Raw genomic sequence first — 20649 nt, 5'->3', positions numbered from 1 at the left:
TTGGGATAGCATACGTATTATGGGCGTAACTCCCATGGATTATGTATGCAGCTCGAGTTCGGATTTCGTGCGGAGCTCCGATTCCTTCGTAATCTTGCATTTCACCTCGATCGTCAAATCTTTTGGACCGGGCTTCCAATTTTCTTTAACAAGATGCTTCCACTTCTTGTTGTGATGACGGTACAGCTGATGCTCCAGATCATACAGATCAGCATTTAGCGCCAAGCCTTTCAGGTAAGTATCCTCCAATTGGGCTTTTACAGCCTGCTCCACCTGGCCAATAAGCTCCGCGTCCGTAAAGTCGCCCGATGCTTCAATTAAGTGACCCGTTATTCCAACCCCCAAAACAAATTTGGGGCTATTGTCGTCCCACTTCACTTCAACTTTCGATTTGGCCGAATCCACGATAATCGAGCCTCTCTTGTCCTCAATCTGAACGGGTACAAGCGATCGCTTAAAGGCTTCGCCTGTCCAGATCAGCCCTTTGGAATTTTTCCGGGATACATAACCGGTCGGTTTCTTCTCGTTGAACAAAAACGCGCCGTCAACCATCAGGAAGCTCAGCTTTTTTTTATTATTTTCCCAGTCATCAGTCAGGATGGAAAGCGAAGGCAACTTCACTGTCATAGCCGGCTCAAGCGCTCCCCGAACAAATGTCTGCAGCGTCATCGGCTCCACGTAGCTGTTCTGATTATTCTCGATGTGCGGCGCATACAGCGGTGTTGTTAACGGCGTCTTGTTGAACAGCATGTCCATCGTAAACAGCTCGTTAATGTCCGTTTTGGTTCCGAACACGAGCGAATTGAATCGGGTCGAGCTCAACCGGTTCAAGCTGTCGATAATCTGCTTCATTTCTTTGAAAGCACGCTCGTGGATCACGACTGACTTCAGATGATTAAGAGATAGCTTGTATTGGGAGGAATCCATTAAATTAAATACGGCGGCAAGATTGGTATTCCCCTCGTGCTTGCCTACCCATATCGGACTCCCTGGCGGCGCTGCGCCTTCCTGTTTGGCGATGACGCCAAACGATATCATCTGGGCATATACAACAAAGTGTTCGTCTACATAATCAACGCCGATTGCCGAGATATAGCTGACATCCTGCAGATTAACTTCATCCCAGCAGCCTCCCGTTACAAGCATCATACATAGAGCAAGGGCAGCTTTTACGGTTTTCGCATAGCTTTGAAATTTCGCATGACTTTTCATGGCTTCTCACCTTTTGCTCTGGACTTCCATGGCTTCTGGAATAATCCCGTCACTAATTCCCTCCATTTAATCGGGGCAATGGGCTGCATGTAATTCTGATTAAACGTTTCAAGCGAGCACATATAGATCAGGATTAAAAAAACGCCGACAAAGAAGCCGAAGATCCCGAACATCGAGGAGAGGATCAGCACGAAAAAACGTAATATGCTGACGGTTCCGCTTAAGGTCTGATTAACCAGCGTAAAGGTGGAGACTGCCGTAATAGCGGCTGCCACAAGCATCGTCGGCGAAGTTATGCCTGCCCGGATGGCAGCATCCCCGATAATGAGTCCTCCAACGACGGACACCGTCTGGCCAACGGGCCGGGGCAGCCTCACGCCCGCTTCCCGGAATAACTCGAACATCGCCATCATAAGAAACATTTCCATCGTGGCCGATATCGGAAGGCCGATTCGGGAGTTCGTGACGGTAGCCAGCAGCGTAAACGGAATCTGATCCGTATTATAGGCCGATAAAGCGACCCAGAAGCCGGGGAGACAAATAGCAAGAACAAACCCCGTAAAACGGAGCAGCCGCTCTAGAGTTACATAGTAATAAGGAAGATGGGCATCCTCAGGGGATTTTACAAGTAGGGTCAGATTACCCGGCAGGATAATGACCGAGGGATTGCCATCAACCAGGAGACATACCCTGCCTTGCATCAAGGATTGAACCACATAGTCGGGACGGCCGATATAATCAACGAGCGGGAACAGGCTGTTGGGTCTGTCCGACACAAGCTCCTCCAGCTCGGAAGAGCTGTATAAGGCTTCGATATGAATCGCATCCAGCCGTTTTTTGGCTTCTCTGACCAAGGATGGCTCTGCTTTGCTCCTCATGAACATAATCGAGATTTCCGTCTGCGACTCGGTTCCGATTTTCATATATTCCACATTCAGATCCGGCGTCCGGAGTCTTCTGCGGATCAGTGCAATATTGGTAGTAATCCCTTCCACAAACCCGTCCCGCGGCCCTTTGACCGACAGCTCCATCGTTGACTCTTCGGGCTGGCGTCCCGGAATGCTTGCAATATCAAAGGAATATACCGACCGCGTTGCTTCGTCGATTACGATGACGCTGCCCGAGTAAAGGTTGGAAAAAAAGAAAGCGACCTCCCGTTCATCATCAAGCGAAAGGCGTGCGCCAAACGAACAGCCTTCCTTGTGCAGGTGGTTCTTGTCCATCACGACCGGCTCGTGCACAGCTTCTGTCTGATCAAACTTTCCAAAGTTTTTGTTTATATTCTCGGCCAGCTTGTCCAATTGCGGCAGCAAGGCGATAAATACCGTCTGCATGTCCACCATGCCGCTGCACATTAGAATGCGAAATCCCCGCTTTGGTTCTTCTTTGCCAACCTCTAACGTTTGAATAACAATGTCCCCGGAACCGGCCAATTCTTCAAAAATTCGGTCCAGACGATCCCGTTTGCGATGTTGTTCTTCCGGTTCATGACTCATTGCGGTAACCTCCTTGCGCTTCCGGCTGGGCTGACTTCTTTGGTTTGCGGAACGAGAGAATCCATAACAGCAGAAGAACGGCGCCAAACAGAATCCAAGCTACCTGAAAGTAAGCATGCATCAGGATCATGTACCATTTCATATGCATCAGAACGGTAAAGCTTGCGACAGCCAAGACTAAAACGGTGATCATCATGCTGATCCATTTCCGCTTTATTTTCCTAAATGGACCGTAAATCTGAATTAAATAAAGCGGCAGCGATATCCGAATAAGCGCGCCGGAAAGCCATTGAAATACGGCAAAGAAATCAACATGCTCGAAATATTTGCCGATCTTCACAAGACGCCATTGCGAGTAAGCCGGATAACGCATAATACTTGCCTCTTCCGGCCCAAACAAAGTGATGGCGCCGATTGTCGGCCCCAAGGTCAAGAGCATGAGCATAATGGTTAGCAGCAGGAGATGCCATTTCTTAAAGCTTCTTGTCATCTCGTGTTGGATAAGCAGCAGAAAGGACAGTTCCATAAAAGCGCTGAGCGAGTAGACGGCCCCCTTTAATACCGGGTACAATCCTATTTCAAACATCGGGAGCAAGTACCTGTAGTCCTTGGCCGGCATGTTAGCCGACATGACAAAGTCCCCCAGCACTACAACGATTGGAAGCAGAATGCAGGATACATAAGCAATCGTGCGCAGCCCGTTCATGGCCGCAAACATGCAGATAAAGCAGAAGATAAACAGAACCACGTATTGCGGTGTCAACGGCAGGTAGGTATTGGATGTCCAGGCGACAACGTCAACCAATGATCCAAAAGCGACAAACAGCAAGGCCAAATTAATAATTGCGAGAATCAACCATACGAAAAAAGCCGGGACACGCTGCCTGAGCCATTCGTCAAAGCGTACTCTGTTCATCTTGAACATCACGCGCTGCAAAGGAAATACTGCAACGGGAAGCGCGATAATAAGCGCAACCGGTATGCTCAGCCAAGCATCTCTTTTCGCTTCGGCAAGCAGCAGGGGAACAACGATGACGTGATTGACAAGGCCAACACTGAGCAGAGTCATCATAACAATTGGCCATAAACCGATAGGCTTGGCATTAGGCTGCACAGATATTCACCACCTTCGCTTCCAGCATTCCCCTTAGGAAGAAAAGTGATGCATTTCCTTTTCCACGTAGAAAAGCCCCTTGATTTGCCTAATGCAATCAAGAGGGCTTTACTGTTTATGGCAGGTGAATCGTTTTGACGTGGTCAAAATGGATAAACACCGATGATCCACTCGCATCCGCAAGTTCAAGCAGGTTCAAATCGACATTTTTGAGGACACCTGTTTTTCTAGGATTCTCCCCCAGATCGAGAACGACGAATTGTCCGATATGTTTGCGCAGCTGCTGATCAAAGGTCCGGGCAAGGGTTAAAGGCGTTGGCTTGAGCGGAAATTGTTCGGATGACAGCGAATAAGGGGTAACATTGGCATTGTAAGGTACCAGATATTTCAGATGCCGCATGGAGATCATGACGGAATGGTAGACCGGAGAGTAAAAAACAAAGAAATCGTTCATTACTGCTGTTACATACCCATGTATGGACTGATTGCCGGTGATATAAATCTCCGAAAACATACCTTTGGAATTCAATAAAATTTTGCGGAAAGAGATGGAATCATTATACGACTCAAAAGGGAGCTCCGGCGTACTGCTGTAGCTTTGATCTTCGTCATACACAATTCTCATTTGCTGCAAATGGATAAGCGGAACATAAAAAAACTGGTTTCCGTTATAGAGCACAAGAATGTCGGGGCCAAAATCTATCAGCTTGCCGCGTATGCCCGCTCTGCCGGAAATAACAAGCTCAACCTGTGAATCGAGGAAAGGATGCTGGTTCTTCAACTGCTCGACCTCCTTTTCAAAAGCTTCATCTATAAGGATGCCGGACACTAAAGTACATGCCCGGCATCTCATCTATCGATTAGCCTTTTTTCGAGCGGTTGCTGCCACCGGATTTTTTAGATTTGTTGCCTGTCGATTGTCCTTGAGCTTGAGCACCGGTACGGTTGCCCGTTTTGTTGGCGCCGGATTGCTGAGCACCGGATTTGTTGTTGTTTTTGTTGCCCGATTTGTTGCCACCTTGGTTATTACCGGATTTGTTATTGTTGTTTTTGTTGCCGCCGGATTTATTGTTGCCCGATTTGTTGCCGCCGGATTTGCCGCCGAGTTTTTTAATCGTTTTGATATGGTCAACCAGGATATAGACAACTTGATTGTTTGCTACGACAAGCGCTGTGTTTCCTTGCACTTCTGCGAGGAAGCCTTCTACCTTCTCCGGTCCGCCCCAGTTGATTTGAACGAATTCTTTCGTCAAAGCGGTAACGACGCCTCTGAAGTTGTTCGCGTTGATATAATCAGTGCAAGTACCGCCGCTTTTGCTTGTAGCAAAGCCGGTTACGCTTTTAACATGGCTGAGGTCAACATATACAACGCCTTCTCTTGTCGAAAGTACCAGGTAATCGTTTTTTACTGCGAGCAGTTTGCCTTCCAGAGATTCCGGACCGCCACGGTTGATTCTGACAAATTCGCCTACCAAGTTTCTGAGTTCAGTGTTGCCTGTTCCTGTGTTGCCCGTTCCTGTGTTGCCTGTTCCTGTGCTTTTGCCGCCATTGCTTCTGTGGCTTTTGTGACTCTTGTGGCATTGGTGTCCGTTGCTGTTGTTGCTACCTTGCTGCCAATTGCATCCGTACATGTAATAAATCCCTCCGATAACTCTCTCTTAATAGATTTACAACCGTGCCATCCAATTGACCTTCTACCACTAATAGGCTGATCTTGCTGTTGTTTCGCTATCTAGTCATCTACCATTGGTGACGGTTTGTAATATATTTATATGTAACCCGTATAGGAGAGGTACTAGATTAGTAACCATTTATGCGGACAAAAAAGAGAAATAAACAATTTCATCGCTTACGGTGTCATTCTCCCCCATTCCCGAATACTGTAAATAAGCACAGGAGCCTATCGGCCACGATAGGCTTTGACTTCGGTCTTAAGGGGTGAAGCCCGTGGCACAGCTGCCTATACGTAAAATTGAAATTGACGAGGATGATCTGTGGGATCTGAAGAACAATCCTTGGAGCAAATCGTTTAAACCCATCCATATTGAAATAGATGGAAAAAGCTATTCGGGAACTTGCGGCATTCGGGGCGGTCATACGCGCAACTACACGAAAAAATCGTTCGAGATCAGGCTGGACGGGGGAAAAACGCTGCACTGGAACGCGGAATTCGACGATCCCTCCATGATCCGCAACGCCTTATCCTTTCAGTTTTTCAACCTCATTGGAGTGCCGTCCCCGGAAACCCAGCATATCTCCGTCGAGATTAACGGTTATGAGCAAGGGGTTTATTTGGAGATTGAAGCGGTGGATAGGCGGTTCTTTAGAAAAAGAGGTATCGGTTATACCTCCTTGATCTATGCCGTTAATGACAGCGCGGATTTCAGTCTTGTCGATCAGAATACAAATGCCAAAAAAGACTCGCTGTTTGACGGATATGAAATCGTGAAGGGACAAACAAACACAAAATACCGTCTGGTCCGTTTCATCCGCAATATTAACTCCCTCTCTAGCAAACAGTTGAGCGTCTATACGGCCAAACGGCTGGATATCAATCAATATTTATTGTGGCTGGCCGGGGCCGTTCTGACCGGCAACTATGACGGCTTTGACCAGAACTATGCTATTTATGAGCATAAGAAAACAAGCAAGTACCGGATTATCCCTTGGGATTACGAGGGGACCTGGGGGAGGAACTGCTACGGGAAGCCTTGCGGCAGCGATCTTGTAAGGCTGCAGGGGTATAATAGTCTGACCGGCAAGCTGTTTAACTTCTCTTCCTGCCGTCAAAGATACCGCGCAATCCTGCTGAAACTATTAAAAACAGCCTTTACCGTTGAGCGAATCGATCCTATGATTACCCGCTTATATAAAGAGATCACGCCGGCTATCCGTGATGATTTTACACGTAAAAGCAGCTATGACTCGTTTCTCGACGAGCCTTCTTTTATTCTCGAATACGTAAGGGAACGTCGTGGACTTATAAAAGAAGCCCTTAAAGCTTGGAAATAAGCTTTAAGGGCTTTCTCTTTTTGCGCGGATCGCATCGAGGCGTTTATAAGCCCATATGCAGCTTGCGGACGTTTAACATCCCGTCCAGTCCGGTTGGATCCTTTTCCGTCTTGTAGGCCGTAAATTGATCCGCCGCCTCCGAAGTCCGGATGCGAAGCGGCTTCTCCTCCAGGTTAATGAGGCCAAACACAACCTCGGCGACAGATTCCGCCGTTTGCGGAACGGCATTGCGTTTGGAAAACTGCTCCACATACCGGTCGATCAACGACTTGTATTCATCGTTCAAGATACCTCCCGTGCTTCCCAGCTGTTTAAAGACAGTATCGTTAAAGTTGGTCGCGATCGCTCCCGGTTCAACAAGGGTGATATCGATATTAAAGAGAGGCTTGTAATAGGTAGCCATGCTTTCCAGCAAGCCCTCCAACGCAAACTTGCTGGAGCAGTAGATTTCGTTGAACGGCTGGCCAACTAATCCCCCTACGCTGGAGGTAGCCATAATATGCGCTTTGCCTGCTTCGCGCAGCATGGGCAAGGCAGCCTTGATGGTATGAATAACGCCAAATACATTAGTCTCGAACACATTGCGAATTTCGTCCATGGACGCCTGTCCAAGCGTCCGCAGAAATCCGAAGCCGGCATTGCAGAATAACACATCAAGCTTTCCGCTCGTTCGGTCTTTAATCAGATCAAAAGCTTTTTTACAACGAAACCGGATCGGTAACTTCCATCTCCAGCCATTCCAAGCCTTCGACGTTATGCAATTGCCGCTCGCGCTCCAAATTCCGTGTTCCCGCAAATACCGTCCAGCCGTTTTTGGCGAAAAGCAATGCCGTTGCTAGTCCGATTCCCGTTGAAGCGCCTGTAATCGCGATTGTCTTATTCAACGATCCATCCCTCCCTTAAAATATGTTCATGCTTAAATACCGCTCGCCGGTATCCGGTGCGATGCATAAAACACGCTTGCCCGCTCCAAGCTTCTTCGCAACCTGCATGGCCGCCCAAACGGAAGCTCCGGAGGACGGTCCCAGCAGCAAGCCTTCAAGACGGGCAAGGTCTCGCATCGTCTGAATGGCATCTTCATCGGCAACCTGAATAATCTCGTCATAAACTTCCGTGTTCAGGATCGCCGGTACAAAACCGGGACTTGTGCCAACCAGCTTATGAGGACCCGGCTGGCCTCCCGAGAGAACAGGTGAACCGGCAGGTTCAACAACAGCAATATGTATATGAGGTAAAGAAGCCTTAAGCGTCTCGCCGGTGCCGGTAATTGTTCCTCCTGTCCCGGCAGTTGCAACGAAGGCATCCAACATGCCGCCCATTTGCCGCAAAATCTCTACCGCGGTTGTTGTCCGGTGGATGTCCGGGTTGGCATGGTTCTCGAACTGGTTCGGTATAAAGCTGCCCGGAATTTCCGCTTGCAGCTCCAGCGCCTTGCGGATGGCCCCGGGCATTCTTTCCGCAGCAGGCGTCAGAACAACATCTGCCCCATAAGCCTTCAACAGCTTGATTCGTTCCGCCGACATATTGTCAGGCATGATCAGAATAAGCTTATACCCTTTGGCAGCTGCATTCATCGCCAGGCCAATACCGGTGTTGCCGCTGGTCGGCTCGATAATGGTACAGCCCGGGGAAATCAAGCCGCTTTGCTCGGCGGCTTCGATAAGAGCCGATGCGGCGCGGTCCTTCACGCTGCCGCTCGGGTTGAACCGCTCCAGCTTAACGCATACATCCGCGCTTCCCGGTTGAATGAGCCGGTTAAGCTTGATGACGGGCGTTTCGCCGATGAGGTCGATGATGGTGGACACTATTCGTGGCATAAATTCTCCTTTTCGTGCTAGTTAAAAAACTGGCAGCCGTGGCGTAATGCTACGCAAAGCTATTAGATTCCGATCGCTGTTGCCCACGAATTTCTTCATTACAAACCGCTTTAGCGGTTGAAATTCGGGGGCAAAGGCGAACGCTACGCTTCTCCATTCTAATAGTTTTGCTACGCACAAACGGCTTAACAGCTATTTTAAAAAGCACTCAACGAAATTTATTGTTGGCCGAAAGGAACGGCCGGATAAAAAACCACCCGGCGATTGGAACGATACCAACACAAAACATAAGAGTAACGATAGCTGCCGGTGTCTGCGTCTGGGAAACGACAACCAGATAAGCGGCAAGACCGATGACACGGCCAATAATGAGGCCGGCCTCGCGGAGTACGATTAGTTCCTCGCGGTTAACGGCGCTTTCCTCGGAGTGGCCGATCAAGTCGAACACCCGGGATGTCATCGGTATGATATACAAAGGTATAAACAAGGAAGTCCCTATGCCGAAGATGAGCAATGTACTGTAGCTCACTTTATAGAACAACGGAAGAATGATCAGGCCAATCATAATCGTACCTGCCAGCATCGCGACTCTGCGGTTGCTCGGTTTGAGGCGCTTGCCGACAAACCAGAAGCTGATTAAGGCAACAAGGGAAGTAATCAGCGAGAAATTCCCCAGCTTTCCTTCGTTTTTAGTTGCGATATAGATGACAAGTCCAATCAGGAACATGAAGACCCCCTCGCGGACGCCTTGGGTGACGATGGCACCAAACATCCTCCGCCATGGATTTCCCTTCTCTTTCAGTTCTTCAATGCCAAGGAACCATTTGTACTTTTCCCCTACAACGCCGCGGTTCTTCAGCCAGAAGCTGCCGACAACAGCCAGACCAAAAATAACAAGGGAAATCGTGAAGATAAGCTTGTAACCACGCTCGCCATGCAGCGTCGTAATCAGAAAACCCGATACCCATGGGGCAATAATCCCCGACAATGCACCTAATATGCCTGCTATTCCATTAAACCGATCGCGGTTATCCGGCTCGGTAATTTCGAAATAAACCACATTATAAGCCATCCAATAGAAGCCTAATGCCATCCCGCTCAGCATGCCAAGAGGTATGCTGTAGGTTTTGGCCTGCTGTCCAAGCATCAATACCATAAAATAAAACGCCCCCGACAGCACGATGCCAAGACGGAGGCTGTACATTTTATGATGTTCCTTCACCCATTTGCCTGCCAGCCAAAAGGTGATGCCGCTCGTTATGTATTGTCCAAGCGTGTACCAGCCAATCAGCATAAAGGACTGGCTTGCTTTCCAGAGATAGACCGGGATGAACGTTCCTGACAGCGCGCTTGCGACGCCAAACAGACCTTGTACCGTCAGCAGCAAGATGGCCTGCGTATCCATAGCCCCGCTGTGGCGAGAACCTGGGACAACGCGGCCGATTGATCTGCCAGGCATACGCCCGCCGGTCTTAACGCCATGATGACTCTGCTTCAATCCGATTCCTCCTAACAGTGATGTTCCGTTAGGTTTCCCAATTAAGCAGGCCACATGCTGTTTTTCCAGTAATTACTCTTTTGGCGTAAGCAGCTCCAGCATCTGGTTCCGAGCATTCCCGCTCAGAACCGTCGAAGTCTGGAAGCAGGAGGGACAGATATAGGTTACGGTCTCAAACGGTGATTGGATGACCGGTTTACCGGTTACGGCATGTACCGTTGGCTGAAGCGATACCGTTTGTTTCCCCGCTTCCAGCATATATTCCCGGCAAGAAGGACACTCTGGCGCTTCTTCCTGACTGTCCGTGATTTGACGGATGGTCTCTTCGGCCGCAAGCCAGGATACATTCATTTGACGGAAGCCTTCGTTGGAATCATCGCTATAGGATTCATCCTGTTGCTGTTGCTTTTCCTGATCCTCGTCCCAGTTGTCTTCCTGCTCGTCTTCATCGCGGTCGATCCCGATCTGCATTGTACGGTAGCCGCTCAGTTCATTCTCGCAGTGCGGGCAATGCTTCTCCGGCCCGATTTCCTCATCCCATACAATTTCGGTATCGCACCATGGGCAAATTGTTTGCTCTTCCATTCCAAAACCCTCCACAAGCTTAATTGTTCATAATATAGATAACGCCTAATCCCAAAAATATAATTGCAATCGCGAGTAAAATTCCCCACAGATATTTCATGACTGCCCTCCTGAAAACAAGAATTGCTGAGCAATTCTTATTACGTAAGCATATGCCACTTACAATATAACCGTTGCTCCAATAACATAGGACAAAGAAATGGAAATAATCATTGCAATAAACCCTACCGCCCGGTTATCCTTAGCGATTTCGTTATCGATCTTGAACACCGGCGTAAGAAACTCAAACAAGAAATATGCGGCAAGCAATATAATGAAGCCAAATATCCCCCAAATCAGACTTTCGTACACGGAAACTTTCGCTTCAATGGAAAACCTGAAAATATTGCATATCCCGAATATTTTTCCGCTTGTCGCCATAGCTACAGCCAAATTGCCGTTCTTGATTTCTTTCCAGCAATTATAACGGGTCACAAGCTCAAACACGGACAAAAAGACGATAAGCGACAGCACAACCAGCGATACATAAACGAGAGATGCCGCATACGAATTGCTGAGCAAACGATCGACTTCATTACCCATCCTTATCACTCCCAAAGGCTTGCTTGCCGTGCCGCAAGCTTAACGGCGAAGCTATTTCAGCTCCGCCACGGTTACGCCTGCGCCGCCTTCGCCGTATTTTCCGAGACGATACGTCTTCACTAGACTATGCTTGCGCAAATATTGCTGGATACCTGCACGCAATACGCCTGTACCCATGCCATGGATGATATATACTTGACCAAGTCCGCCCAAATACGATTCGTCAAGGAAACGATCCACTTCGATAATAGCTTCCTCCAGATTCGCACCGCGCAGATCCAGCTCCATCCGCAGGCTATCTTCCTTGGAGCGCTTCAAGCTTGCCGTCTGCTTTGGCTGCTGCTTGTTGAGCTGCGCCACCGGCTTGATCAGCTCCAGATCGTCAAGGGCAACCTTCATCTTCATAATGCCAAGCTGAACGGTAGCATCCGATGCGCCGATCTCTGCAACAATACCCTTTTGATTAAGGCTGTAGACCATGACCTCATCGCCTGCCCCAATCTTCGCCGGCTTCTTCGCTCCGCCGCCTGCAGAACGTTTCTTCTTCGTGGCAAGCTCCGGTGCCGCTTCCTCCAGTCTGCGCTTCGCTTCAATAAGCTTATGCTCCTTGACGGAAGCACCTTCCTCAAGAGCAAGCTTGCGCAGGTCCGCAATAATCTGATCCGCTTCGCGTCTGGCTTTGGCAACAGCCTCATGCGCTTCCTCCTGCGCCTTCTGAAGCATTTTGTCGCGCTGCTCTTCGAAGCGCTCCAGCTCGGCTTCATGGCGTTTACGCTGCGCTTCCATCTCGCGGCGCATCGACTCTGCCGTATTACGCTCCGATTCCGCGCTTAGGCGATCTTCCTCAAGGGAAGCAATCATGTTCTCAACGCGTTGATCCTCTTCGCTGACTTCGCCGCGCGCGTGATCAATAATCGCCTGGCTGAGACCAAGCCGTTCCGCAATGGCAAACGCATTGCTTCGGCCGGGAACGCCAACAAGCAGACGGTAAGTCGGGCTAAGCGTTGCAACGTCAAATTCCATACTCGCGTTAATAACGCCTTTGCGGTTATAAGCGTAAGCTTTCAGCTCGCTGTAATGCGTTGTCGCAATAATCCGGCTGTCTAGCTTATGGATATGCTCCAGAATGGCAATCGCAAGCGCCGAGCCTTCCGCCGGATCTGTCCCTGCTCCTAACTCATCGAGAAGTACAAGGCTCTTGGACGTCATGGACCCCAGGATTCGGATAATATTCGTCATATGGCTGGAGAAGGTACTAAGGCTCTGCTCAATGCTTTGCTCATCCCCGATATCGGCATAGATAGAGTCAAATACGCATAGCTGGCTCCCTTCATCGGCCGGAACAAACAAACCGGACATCGCCATCAAGCTGAGCAGTCCCACAGTCTTCAGGGATACCGTTTTACCGCCCGTATTCGGTCCGGTAACGATAATGGCCGTAAACTGATTGCCAAGCTCCACATCAAGCGGCACAACTTTGTCAGGAGCGATCAACGGATGGCGTCCGCGTTTGATTTTGAGGAAGCCCCTGTCATTCATTCGCGGCAAAGTCGCTTTCATTTCATGGGCAAGCCGCGCTTTGGCATAGGCGAAGTCCAGCTTGCCCAGCAGATCCTGGTTATAAAGCAAGTCCTCCACATGCTCAGCGGCACGGGCCGTCAGCTTTTGCAGGATTTTCTCAATTTCGCGAAGCTCCGCGGCTTTGGTCTCCCGCAGCTTGTTATTCATGGATACGATGGCTTCAGGCTCAATAAACAGGGTTGCGCCGGAACCTGACTGGTCATGGACAATCCCGCCAAAATGCGAACGGTACTCCTGCTTAACCGGAATGACGTAACGGTCATTCCTAAGCGTAATAATGGAATCCTGCAGCATCTTTTGCACCGAAGAAGAACGGATCATCTGTTCCAGCTTCTCCCGGATCCGCGACTCCCCGCTCCGCAGCTCGCGGCGAATGGACGCCAGTTCAGGGCTCGCGCTGTCCATTACTTCCGCCTGGTCATCGATGCAATCAAAGATGGCATCCTCAAGCGGCTTATGCTCGGATAATTGCTCAGTCATCTGGAACAGGAGGGGAATCGGATCATCCTCATGCAGATTGTCGATATGCTTCTTCACCCGGCGTGCGCCTCTGGCCGTTGCCGCGATATCCAGCAGTTCAGCCGGATTCAGGGTTCCCCCGATTCGTGCGCGATGAAGGGAAGCGCTGATGTCCACAACGCCTCCAAACGGGGCATTGCCCTTCAGCCTGTCTGCTTTGTACGCTTCATCGGTCGTTTGCAGCATATGCTTGACGTCTTCCAGATCGGAGACCGGAGCAAGCTGTCCCGACACGCTTTTCCCAAGCGATGTAGCGGCATGATGCACTAATTTATTCGTAATTTTATGGAATTCCAAAGTGGATAAAATTTTGCTGTCCAAGTGAACACTCCTCTCGCCCTTATATTATAGCTGATCGGGGTTTAGGATGCACGACATCACCGCTTGATTCATACATGTTTCCCTGATTAATGGTCATAATAAGGGAGGAAACGCACCATACTTAGGCTAACCTAACATGAGGAGGCTAATGATATGAGTTTTCTTGGTCATGTTGTCCGTTTTATCGTTGCAGCCATCGTTCTGATGGTAGTCGGCTGGATCGTTCCGCAATTTAGTGTCGGCGGTTTCTGGAGCGCCCTCCTGCTGGCGCTTGTTATCGCGGCTCTGGGCTGGATCGTTGAAGGTATTTTTGGCAAAAAAGTTACCCCGTTTGGACGCGGTATCGTTGGCTTTATCGCCAGCGCGGCGGTCATCTGGATTGCACAGTTTATCGTCGGCGGCGTATCCGTCACTTGGCTTGGCGCAATCTTAGCCGCTCTCGTTATCGGGATTATCGACTTGTTCATTCCGGTCAGCACCCCGTACGAAGCAGGCAGAAGCGATTACCGCAACCGCGACTAGCAGTAAATAAGCTTTAAAGCCCTTGTCCTGTCGGAAACGATGGGCAGGGGCTTTTTTCATTTGTCACGGGACTGTCACTGCAAATTGGATGCGGATAAGCTACAATAGGAAAAGAATTGAAATTTTTATGCTTTTGGCTATGAAAGGGGTATGAAGATGAAGAAGTGGCTTATATTTGCATCCGTGCTTTGCCTTGTGTTTGTCGTTGCTGCCTGCGGCTCCAACAGCAAGAGCAATAACTCCGGATCAGACGCGGCAAGCTCTACTGTTGCAGACGTTGTGATTAAAGCAAGCAGCTGGGAATTCGATCAGCCGGAATACCATATTAAAAAAGGTCAGACCATTAAGCTCGAGCTCATCGATGGCGTTCACGGCGTCGAGATCGAGAAGACAAACGTGAAGCTGACTCAGAATAAAGCAAAAACCATTACGCTTGATGCCGGCGAATACGAAATTAAATGCAACATTCCTTGCGGCGGCGGACATTCGAAAATGTCGGCCAAGCTTATTGTTGAAGCTGCTTAAGCAAATTACTGTAAAGACCTCTTTATTGAAGAGGTCTTTTTTATTTTCCGCGACATGCCTGCTTGCCAGCCTACATATGAATTATAATGATTCCTTTACAAAAGGGTAAGAAAGACTGATGGTACGAACTCTTCCCCTACCACCTTCCGGTCTGATAAGATGATTCATAAATTATCCTTTTAAGGAGGGTATGATCCATGAGCTTATTAAACGGACGGATTGCCATCGTAAGCGGTGCAGGTTCAGGACTCGGTAGAGCAACTTCCCTCTCGTTCGCGAAAGAAGGAGCCGAGGTTGCTTTGTTAGGCCGCCGCGAAAGCAAGCTGCAGGAGACAGCCGAGCTGATCAAACAGAATACGGGCCGCGAAGCGCTGATCATCCCTACCGACATTACGCAGGAAAGTCAAATTCAATCCGCAGTCCAGCAGGTAATCGACAAATGGGGTTCCATCCATGTGTTATTAAACAATGCGGCCGTATTCGAGCCCGGTTCCGTGCTGGAATTAACCTCTGAGAATTGGCATGCGCAAGTGGCCACGAATTTGACAGGACCGTTTCTTCTTACAAAAGCCATTCTGCCAACCATGCGCATAAGCAAATACGGCCGCATTATTAATATAACCTCCGGTTTGTCCTGGAACGGAGCAGGCGGTTATGCCGCTTATAGCGCAGCAAAAGCCGGCCTGGAATCTCTGACCCGCACACTCGCCGACGAAGAACATGAGCACGGCATCCTTGTTAACCTATACAATCCAGGCACCCTGCGTACCGAAATGCATGCCACAGGCAAAGACCCGGCAGTCGTCACCCCGGACCTCATCCGCTTGGCCAGTCTTCCTGTAGGCGGTCCTACCGGAACTATAGTCAGCTATGGGTAACTCAATTAAAGAAGCCGTTCCAATGCTGTAACATTGGAGCGGCTTCTTTGTGTAGAGGCGCATTTCTCTAACCCCTGTAACACGGTTTTCCATCTTATTTGGCTCATCGCGCCAGTTTGGCACATCGTTATGCCCCTCTAACACGGTTTTTCCGTCTTATTTGGCTCATCGCGCCAGTTAGACACATCGTTATGCCCCTCTAACACGGTTTTTTCGTCTTATTTGGCTCATCGCGCCAGTTTGGCACATCCTTATGCCCCTCTAACACGGTTTTTCCATCATATTTGGCTCATCGCGCCAGTTTGGCACATCGTAATTCTCCTCTAACACGGTTTTTCCATCTTATTTGACTCATCGCGCCAGCCAAACATATTAATTAACACAAAAGAGCCGCCTGCACTTGGGACTGACCCGGGACTGACCCCTTAGCAAGTGGCTCTTTTTGCTGTAGCGGTTTAACTGTGTTCGATCAGCTCAATCCATTCATTGTACTCCGTTTGAAGCTTGCGGTATTCGATCTCCAGCTTCTCATGCTTCACGCCAAGTACGCGGAGTTCCTCGCGGAGTGCTTCCGTTTCACCGGAAGCATCCTGATGCTCAGCGGCCAGTGATTGCGCCTGCTCATCCAGCAATACCCGCAGATCCGCAGCTGCTGCCGCTTCTTTGCGTGCCGCTTCGAGCTCTTCGAGAAGCGACTTCTCTGCTTTTTCGCGGGCACGTTCCGATTCTGTCAGACGCTCCGCTTCCTGCTTCGCTTGCTGTGCAAGCTGCTGCTTAGCCTGAAGCTGCTCGTTAAGCTCCCGAATCTGCAGTGCGGCAATTTCGATCTGCTGTACCGTGATTCGTTCGCGGGCAGCGGTATATTCCAGCTGCTCCATAAGCTCGTTCTCGCGTTTTGATGAATTCGCGAGCTGTTCTTCTTTTTCAAGACTTTGAAGCCCCGTCTCTTCCAAAGAAGATTCCAACTCTTCAATACGGGAGCGCAGATTATGCTGCTGTTCTTCCTGCTTCGCCAGAAGCTCGGAGTACCGCACTTCCGCCTCCGAAAGACGTTCCTCGTAACGATGCTCATATTGCTGGCGCTGCTGATCGAGTTTACGGTTATTCTCTTGCTCCCGTTCATCCCAATCTGCTTTAAGCTCCTGCTGCTGACGCTCCAGCAGCTCGATTTGTTCCATGTACTTAAGCTCAAGCACTTCGTTCTGATCGGTGAACTGCCGTTCCAGGGAACGAAGCTGTTCCTGATGACGCTGTTCCAGTTCGGCAATTTGCTGCTCCTGCTGCTCTGCCATGGCAGCATTTTGTGCCTGCAGCCGTTCTTCCAGTTCCTGATTCGTCAACTGAATAGCGTCCAGCTGCTGCTTCAGCTCAGCATATTGCTGCTCATAACGTTCCTTCAATTCAAATTGCTGCTCGGCAAAACGCAGCTCAAGCTGCTCCTGCTGATCTTGATATTTACGTTCCAGCTTGTGCTTGTCCTCTTCATATTGAAGCTCCAGCTCAAGCTCCTTCTCTTCAAAAATAGCAGACGCTTCTGTTAATTGACCCGCTTGTTCTTCCAGACGGCGTTCTGCTTCGCTGTATCGGTCCGCATGAAACTGCTCGATAACAGAGCGTTCTGCTTCGAATTGGCGCTGCTGCTTCTCCATTTCATCCTGGAGAAGATCAAATTGCTCCTGCAATCGCTGCAGCTTCTCCGTTTGTTCCGCCGCAAGCACTTCAACAGCGGTCTGCAACTCCAGCTGCTTGGAAGCTTGCTGCTCCAATTGCCCGACTTTCTCAAGCGATTGTGCATACTGCTGAGAAACTTCCTCCAGCTGCTCTTTAACTTCAGCATATTGCTGATCAAGCTCATTCGTTTGCTGCTCCATCGCCTTGATGGAAGTACGCAGCGCTTCTTCTTTCTCTATCGCCTGCATCAGGTGTTCATCCGCAGCTTCAAGACGAAGCTCATGCAGCTGTTTATCCTGATTCCAAGTTTGCTCCAGCTCGGACAATTTCGTAAGAAGTTTTGTACGTTCTTCAATCCAGCCATTGCGGCGGCGTTCAAAATCAGCCTTCAGCGATTGCTCCAGCTGAGCAAGCTGCTCTTGCCACTGCTGCTCCTTCGACTGTATGAGCTCAAGCGTTTTTGCGCGTTCCTGTTCCAACTCTTCTGTAGCAATGACTTGCGCTAAGGCAAGCTCATCTACAGCTTCCGCTACTTTAATCCGCTCGCGTTCCAGTTCATGTGCCGCTGCCGCCTGCTGTTCCGAGAGGGCTATCGCGGCTATGGAGCGTTCTTGTTCCAGCTTTGCGGACAAAGCTTCCGCAGCTCTAATGCGTTCAAGATCAAGCTCTTCCGCAGCAAGCGTTTGGTTCAGCAGCAGCTCGGATGCCGCTTCCGCCGCTTTCGCACGTTCACGCTCCAGCTGTTCAGCAAGCTCTGCGGCTTTAGCACGCTCTTGCTCCAATTCTTCTGCGGCCAAGGCCTGCGCTAAGGCAAGCTCCTCGGCTGCCGCCGCTTGCTGCTCTGTTAGTGCTTGCGCAGCCCTAGCACGCTCGCGTTCCACTTGCTCGGCTAGTATTTCCGCGGCTTTCAAACGCTCTTGCTCCAGCTCCTGTGCGGCTTGCGCCTGCAAAGCAGCCAAGGCTTCTGCGGCCTTTTCGCGCTCGTGTTCTAGCTCTTCTGCTGCAAGAGCTTGCGCCAGCGTCAGCTCATCTGCGGCTTTTGCAGTCTTCGCTCGCTCTTGCTCCAGCTCCTGTGCGGCTTGCGCCTGCAAAGCAGCGAAGGCTTCTGCGGCCTTTTCCCGCTCGTGTTCTAGCTCTTCTGCTGCAATAGCTTGCGCCAACGCTAATTCTTCAGCAGCTTCTACCGCTCTGATCCGCTCGCGCTCCAGCTCTTCCTCAGACTTTGCCTGCTGCTCTGTTAGTGCTTGTGCAGCTCTCGCACGCTCGCGCTCTATTTGCTCGGCTAGCAATTCCGAAGCTTTCGCTCGCTCTTGCTCTACCTCCTGTGCCGCCTTCGCCTGCAGAGCAGCAAGAAGTTCTGCTGCTCCGGCACGTTCACGTTCCAATTCTTCTGCTGATAAGGCTTGCGCCAGCGCCAGCTCGTCCGCAGCTTCGACCGCTTTCGCGCGTTCTTGTTCCAACTCCTGTGCCGCCTTCGCCTGCAGCGCTGCCAACACTTCCGCTGCCCTTGCGCGCTCGCGTTCAAGCTCTTCTGCGGCCAGGGCTTGAGCCAGCGCCAGCTCCTCCGCAGCTTCCGCCGACTTCGTCCGTTCTTGCTCCAGCTCCTGTGCCGCTTGCGCCTCGTGCGCTGCCAACACTTCCGCTGCTCTTGCGCGCTCGCGTTCGAGCTCTTCAGCTGCCAAAGCTTGCGCCAGAGCCCATTCCTCGGCCGCTTCGACGGCCCTTAAACGTTCACGCTCCAGCTCTTCGTTCAGCTTCGCCTGCTGCTCCGACAAACTTGCCGCCGCTCTTGCGCGTTCCAGCTCCAGCTGCTCCGCCAGCGCTTCCGCGGCCTTCGCTCGCTCGCGCTCCAACTCCTCCGCAGCCAGCGCTTCGGCTAACGCCAGCTCCTCCGCGGCTTCGGCCGCTCTGGCGCGCTCCTGCTCCAGCTCTTGCGCTGCCGACGCTTGCTGCGCGGCTAACGCTTCCGCTGCTTTCCCCCGCTCGCGCTCAAGCTCCTGCGTCGCTGCCGCTTGCTGCTCCGCCAGCGCTTCCGCGGCCTTCGCTCGCTCACGCTCCAACTCCTCCGCAGCCAGCGCTTCGGCTAACGCCAGCTCCTCCGCGGCTTCGGCCGCTCTCGCGCGCTCCTGCTCCAGCTCCTGCGCTGCCGACGCTTGCTGCGCGGCTAACGCTTCCGCTGCTTTCCCCCGCTCGCGCTCAAGCTCCTGCGTCGCTGCCGCTTGCTGCTCCGCCAGCGCTTCCGCAGCCTTCGCTCGCTCGCGCTCCAACTCCTCCGCAGCCAGCGCTTCGGCTAACGCCAGCTCCTCCGCGGCTTCGGCCGCCCTCGCGCGCTCCTGCTCCAGCTCCTGCGCTGCCGACGCTTGCTGCGCGGCTAACGCTTCCGCTGCCCTCGCCCGCTCACGCTCCAGCTCTTGCGCAGCTCTCGCCCACTCGCGCTCAAGCTCCTGCGCCGCTGCCGCTTGCTGCTCCGCCAGCGCTTCCGCAGCCTTCGCCCGCTCGCGCTCAAGCTCCTCCGCGGCCAGCGCCTCTGCCAGCGCCAGCTCGTCCGCCGCTTCCGCTGCTCGCGCCCGCTCGCGTTCAAGCTCCTGCGCCGCTGCCGCTTGCTGCTCCGCCAGCGCTTCCGCGGACTTCGCGCGCTCGCGCTCAAGCTCAGCTTCCGCTTTTGTCTGCGCAAGCTCAAGCTCCTGCTCCAGCTGCTCTGCCGCTAGCGCCTGGACACGCTCGATTTCCTCCGTCGCCTCCGCCTGGGCTAATGCGAGAAGCTCGGCTGCTTCTTCCAGCCTCGCTGCAAGCTCCTCTGCAGCAGCCTCTTTCGCAGCGGCCAGCTCGGTTTCGTATTCTCCCCGCAGCTCTTCCAGCTCTGACCTGGATTTCTGCTGAACAGCCGCAAGCTCTTCACGCAGCGAAACCTCCAGCCGGCTTGCCTGCTCGAGCAAATCAACCAGCACAAGCCGCTTGGCTTCGGCGTCGTGCAAAGTATCGTTTTCACGGCGAAGCCGGAAAACCTCCTCGGTCATCTGAACAGCTGCCAGAACGGCCAGCTTGGGCATATCGAGACGAGGATTGCCAATCGCCAGCTTTTTCATTGCGTCATCGATCGAGCCGGCTACCCGCTTTATATAATCAATATTGTTATGACCTTTAAGCTTATATTGATGTCCGTATATATCAACTGTTACTACGGTTTGGTCAGCATCCATACTGGGTTATCCTCCTATTCAACGTCCCGCGTTTTTTAAGTCATACGCAAATCCAATCATTTGCCTTCATCTATGTAACAAAAAACGATTGCGAAAGTTTCAAATATGTGAAAAAA

At 51.2% G+C, this 20649-nt stretch carries 17 protein-coding genes; 4 read left to right on the top strand and 13 right to left on the bottom strand.

Going from position 1 to position 20649, the window contains the following annotated elements:
- Positions 1-39: 39 nt before the first annotated feature.
- The 5 genes from PJDR2_RS07295 to PJDR2_RS07275 all read right to left on the bottom strand — a co-directional run bounded on the left by PJDR2_RS07295 (position 40) and on the right by PJDR2_RS07275 (position 5453).
- The gene (locus PJDR2_RS07295; RefSeq protein ID WP_015843021.1) at positions 40-1212 is read right to left on the bottom strand and encodes a Ger(x)C family spore germination protein; all 1173 of its coding nucleotides are present in this window, start codon (positions 1210-1212) and stop codon (positions 40-42) included.
- Positions 1209-2708: a spore germination protein gene (locus tag PJDR2_RS07290; protein ID WP_015843020.1), complete on the bottom strand. Its 1500-nt coding sequence runs from the start codon at positions 2706-2708 to the stop codon at positions 1209-1211. The genes PJDR2_RS07295 and PJDR2_RS07290 overlap by 4 nt, the downstream gene beginning before the upstream one ends.
- Positions 2698-3822, bottom strand: coding sequence for a GerAB/ArcD/ProY family transporter (locus tag PJDR2_RS07285; protein WP_015843019.1), 1125 nt, complete (start codon positions 3820-3822; stop codon positions 2698-2700). The genes PJDR2_RS07290 and PJDR2_RS07285 overlap by 11 nt, the downstream gene beginning before the upstream one ends.
- 115 nt (positions 3823-3937) lie before the next feature.
- The gene (locus tag PJDR2_RS07280; RefSeq protein ID WP_041613334.1) at positions 3938-4603 is read right to left on the bottom strand and encodes a hypothetical protein; all 666 of its coding nucleotides are present in this window, start codon (positions 4601-4603) and stop codon (positions 3938-3940) included.
- Positions 4604-4682: 79 nt separating this feature from the next.
- Positions 4683-5453: a hypothetical protein gene (locus PJDR2_RS07275; RefSeq protein WP_015843017.1), complete on the bottom strand. Its 771-nt coding sequence runs from the start codon at positions 5451-5453 to the stop codon at positions 4683-4685.
- Between the two features lie 316 nt (positions 5454-5769).
- On the opposite strand from PJDR2_RS07275, the gene PJDR2_RS07270 reads away from it, so the two are divergent.
- Complete coding sequence (locus PJDR2_RS07270) at positions 5770-6834, top strand: CotH kinase family protein (RefSeq protein WP_015843016.1); 1065 nt, start codon at positions 5770-5772, stop codon at positions 6832-6834.
- A gap of 43 nt (positions 6835-6877) precedes the next feature.
- Here the strand turns inward: PJDR2_RS07270 and PJDR2_RS07265 are convergent, their stop codons facing one another.
- The 7 genes from PJDR2_RS07265 to PJDR2_RS07240 form a co-directional block, all read right to left on the bottom strand.
- Positions 6878-7486: an SDR family NAD(P)-dependent oxidoreductase gene (locus PJDR2_RS07265; RefSeq protein WP_265525107.1), complete on the bottom strand. Its 609-nt coding sequence runs from the start codon at positions 7484-7486 to the stop codon at positions 6878-6880.
- A 46-nt stretch (positions 7487-7532) separates the two neighbouring features.
- Positions 7533-7718 carry an SDR family NAD(P)-dependent oxidoreductase gene (locus PJDR2_RS33425; RefSeq protein WP_265525106.1) on the bottom strand — a complete coding sequence of 62 codons (186 nt, stop codon included), beginning with the start codon at positions 7716-7718 and terminating at the stop codon, positions 7533-7535.
- A 15-nt stretch (positions 7719-7733) separates the two neighbouring features.
- Positions 7734-8651 carry a cysteine synthase A gene (cysK, locus tag PJDR2_RS07260; RefSeq protein WP_015843015.1) on the bottom strand — a complete coding sequence of 306 codons (918 nt, stop codon included), beginning with the start codon at positions 8649-8651 and terminating at the stop codon, positions 7734-7736.
- 208 nt (positions 8652-8859) lie between these two features.
- The gene (locus PJDR2_RS07255) at positions 8860-10149 is read right to left on the bottom strand and encodes an MFS transporter (RefSeq protein WP_015843014.1); all 1290 of its coding nucleotides are present in this window, start codon (positions 10147-10149) and stop codon (positions 8860-8862) included.
- Positions 10150-10221: 72 nt separating this feature from the next.
- On the bottom strand, positions 10222-10734 hold the full coding sequence (locus PJDR2_RS07250; RefSeq protein WP_015843013.1) for a hypothetical protein: 513 nt from the start codon (positions 10732-10734) through the stop codon (positions 10222-10224).
- Positions 10735-10893: 159 nt separating this feature from the next.
- Entirely contained in the window at positions 10894-11316 is a 423-nt protein-coding gene (locus PJDR2_RS07245; protein WP_015843012.1) for a DUF350 domain-containing protein, read from the bottom strand.
- Between the two features lie 51 nt (positions 11317-11367).
- Positions 11368-13737: an endonuclease MutS2 gene (locus PJDR2_RS07240; protein WP_015843011.1), complete on the bottom strand. Its 2370-nt coding sequence runs from the start codon at positions 13735-13737 to the stop codon at positions 11368-11370.
- Between the two features lie 153 nt (positions 13738-13890).
- On the opposite strand from PJDR2_RS07240, the gene PJDR2_RS07235 reads away from it, so the two are divergent.
- The 3 genes from PJDR2_RS07235 to PJDR2_RS07225 all read left to right on the top strand — a co-directional run bounded on the left by PJDR2_RS07235 (position 13891) and on the right by PJDR2_RS07225 (position 15662).
- Positions 13891-14259, top strand: coding sequence for a phage holin family protein (locus tag PJDR2_RS07235; protein ID WP_015843010.1), 369 nt, complete (start codon positions 13891-13893; stop codon positions 14257-14259).
- 156 nt (positions 14260-14415) lie between these two features.
- A complete protein-coding gene (locus tag PJDR2_RS07230) occupies positions 14416-14784 on the top strand; it encodes a cupredoxin domain-containing protein (RefSeq protein WP_015843009.1) in 369 nt (122 codons plus the stop codon).
- 197 nt (positions 14785-14981) lie between these two features.
- Positions 14982-15662: an SDR family NAD(P)-dependent oxidoreductase gene (locus PJDR2_RS07225; protein ID WP_015843008.1), complete on the top strand. Its 681-nt coding sequence runs from the start codon at positions 14982-14984 to the stop codon at positions 15660-15662.
- A gap of 455 nt (positions 15663-16117) precedes the next feature.
- On the opposite strand, the gene PJDR2_RS07220 is transcribed toward PJDR2_RS07225, so the two are convergent.
- A complete protein-coding gene (locus tag PJDR2_RS07220) occupies positions 16118-20533 on the bottom strand; it encodes a hypothetical protein (RefSeq protein ID WP_015843007.1) in 4416 nt (1471 codons plus the stop codon).
- Positions 20534-20649: the final 116 nt, after the last annotated feature.

Source organism: Paenibacillus sp. JDR-2, from assembly GCF_000023585.1.
Taxonomy (GTDB): domain Bacteria; phylum Bacillota; class Bacilli; order Paenibacillales; family Paenibacillaceae; genus Pristimantibacillus.
This window is presented reverse-complemented; position numbering and strand designations above follow the sequence as displayed.

What these genes read in the sequence shown, in the direction of transcription:
- PJDR2_RS07295 (WP_015843021.1), bottom strand. Translation starts at nt 1,212, where the DNA reads ATGAAAAGTCATGCGAAATTTCAAAGCTATGCGAAAACCGTAAAAGCT.
- PJDR2_RS07290 (WP_015843020.1), bottom strand. Translation starts at nt 2,708, where the DNA reads ATGAGTCATGAACCGGAAGAACAACATCGCAAACGGGATCGTCTGGAC.
- PJDR2_RS07275 (WP_015843017.1), bottom strand. Translation starts at nt 5,453, where the DNA reads ATGTACGGATGCAATTGGCAGCAAGGTAGCAACAACAGCAACGGACAC.
- cysK (WP_015843015.1), bottom strand. Translation starts at nt 8,651, where the DNA reads ATGCCACGAATAGTGTCCACCATCATCGACCTCATCGGCGAAACGCCC.
- PJDR2_RS07250 (WP_015843013.1), bottom strand. Translation starts at nt 10,734, where the DNA reads ATGGAAGAGCAAACAATTTGCCCATGGTGCGATACCGAAATTGTATGG.
- PJDR2_RS07245 (WP_015843012.1), bottom strand. Translation starts at nt 11,316, where the DNA reads ATGGGTAATGAAGTCGATCGTTTGCTCAGCAATTCGTATGCGGCATCT.
- PJDR2_RS07235 (WP_015843010.1), top strand. Translation starts at nt 13,891, where the DNA reads ATGAGTTTTCTTGGTCATGTTGTCCGTTTTATCGTTGCAGCCATCGTT.
- PJDR2_RS07230 (WP_015843009.1), top strand. Translation starts at nt 14,416, where the DNA reads ATGAAGAAGTGGCTTATATTTGCATCCGTGCTTTGCCTTGTGTTTGTC.
- PJDR2_RS07225 (WP_015843008.1), top strand. Translation starts at nt 14,982, where the DNA reads ATGAGCTTATTAAACGGACGGATTGCCATCGTAAGCGGTGCAGGTTCA.
- PJDR2_RS07220 (WP_015843007.1), bottom strand. Translation starts at nt 20,533, where the DNA reads ATGGATGCTGACCAAACCGTAGTAACAGTTGATATATACGGACATCAA.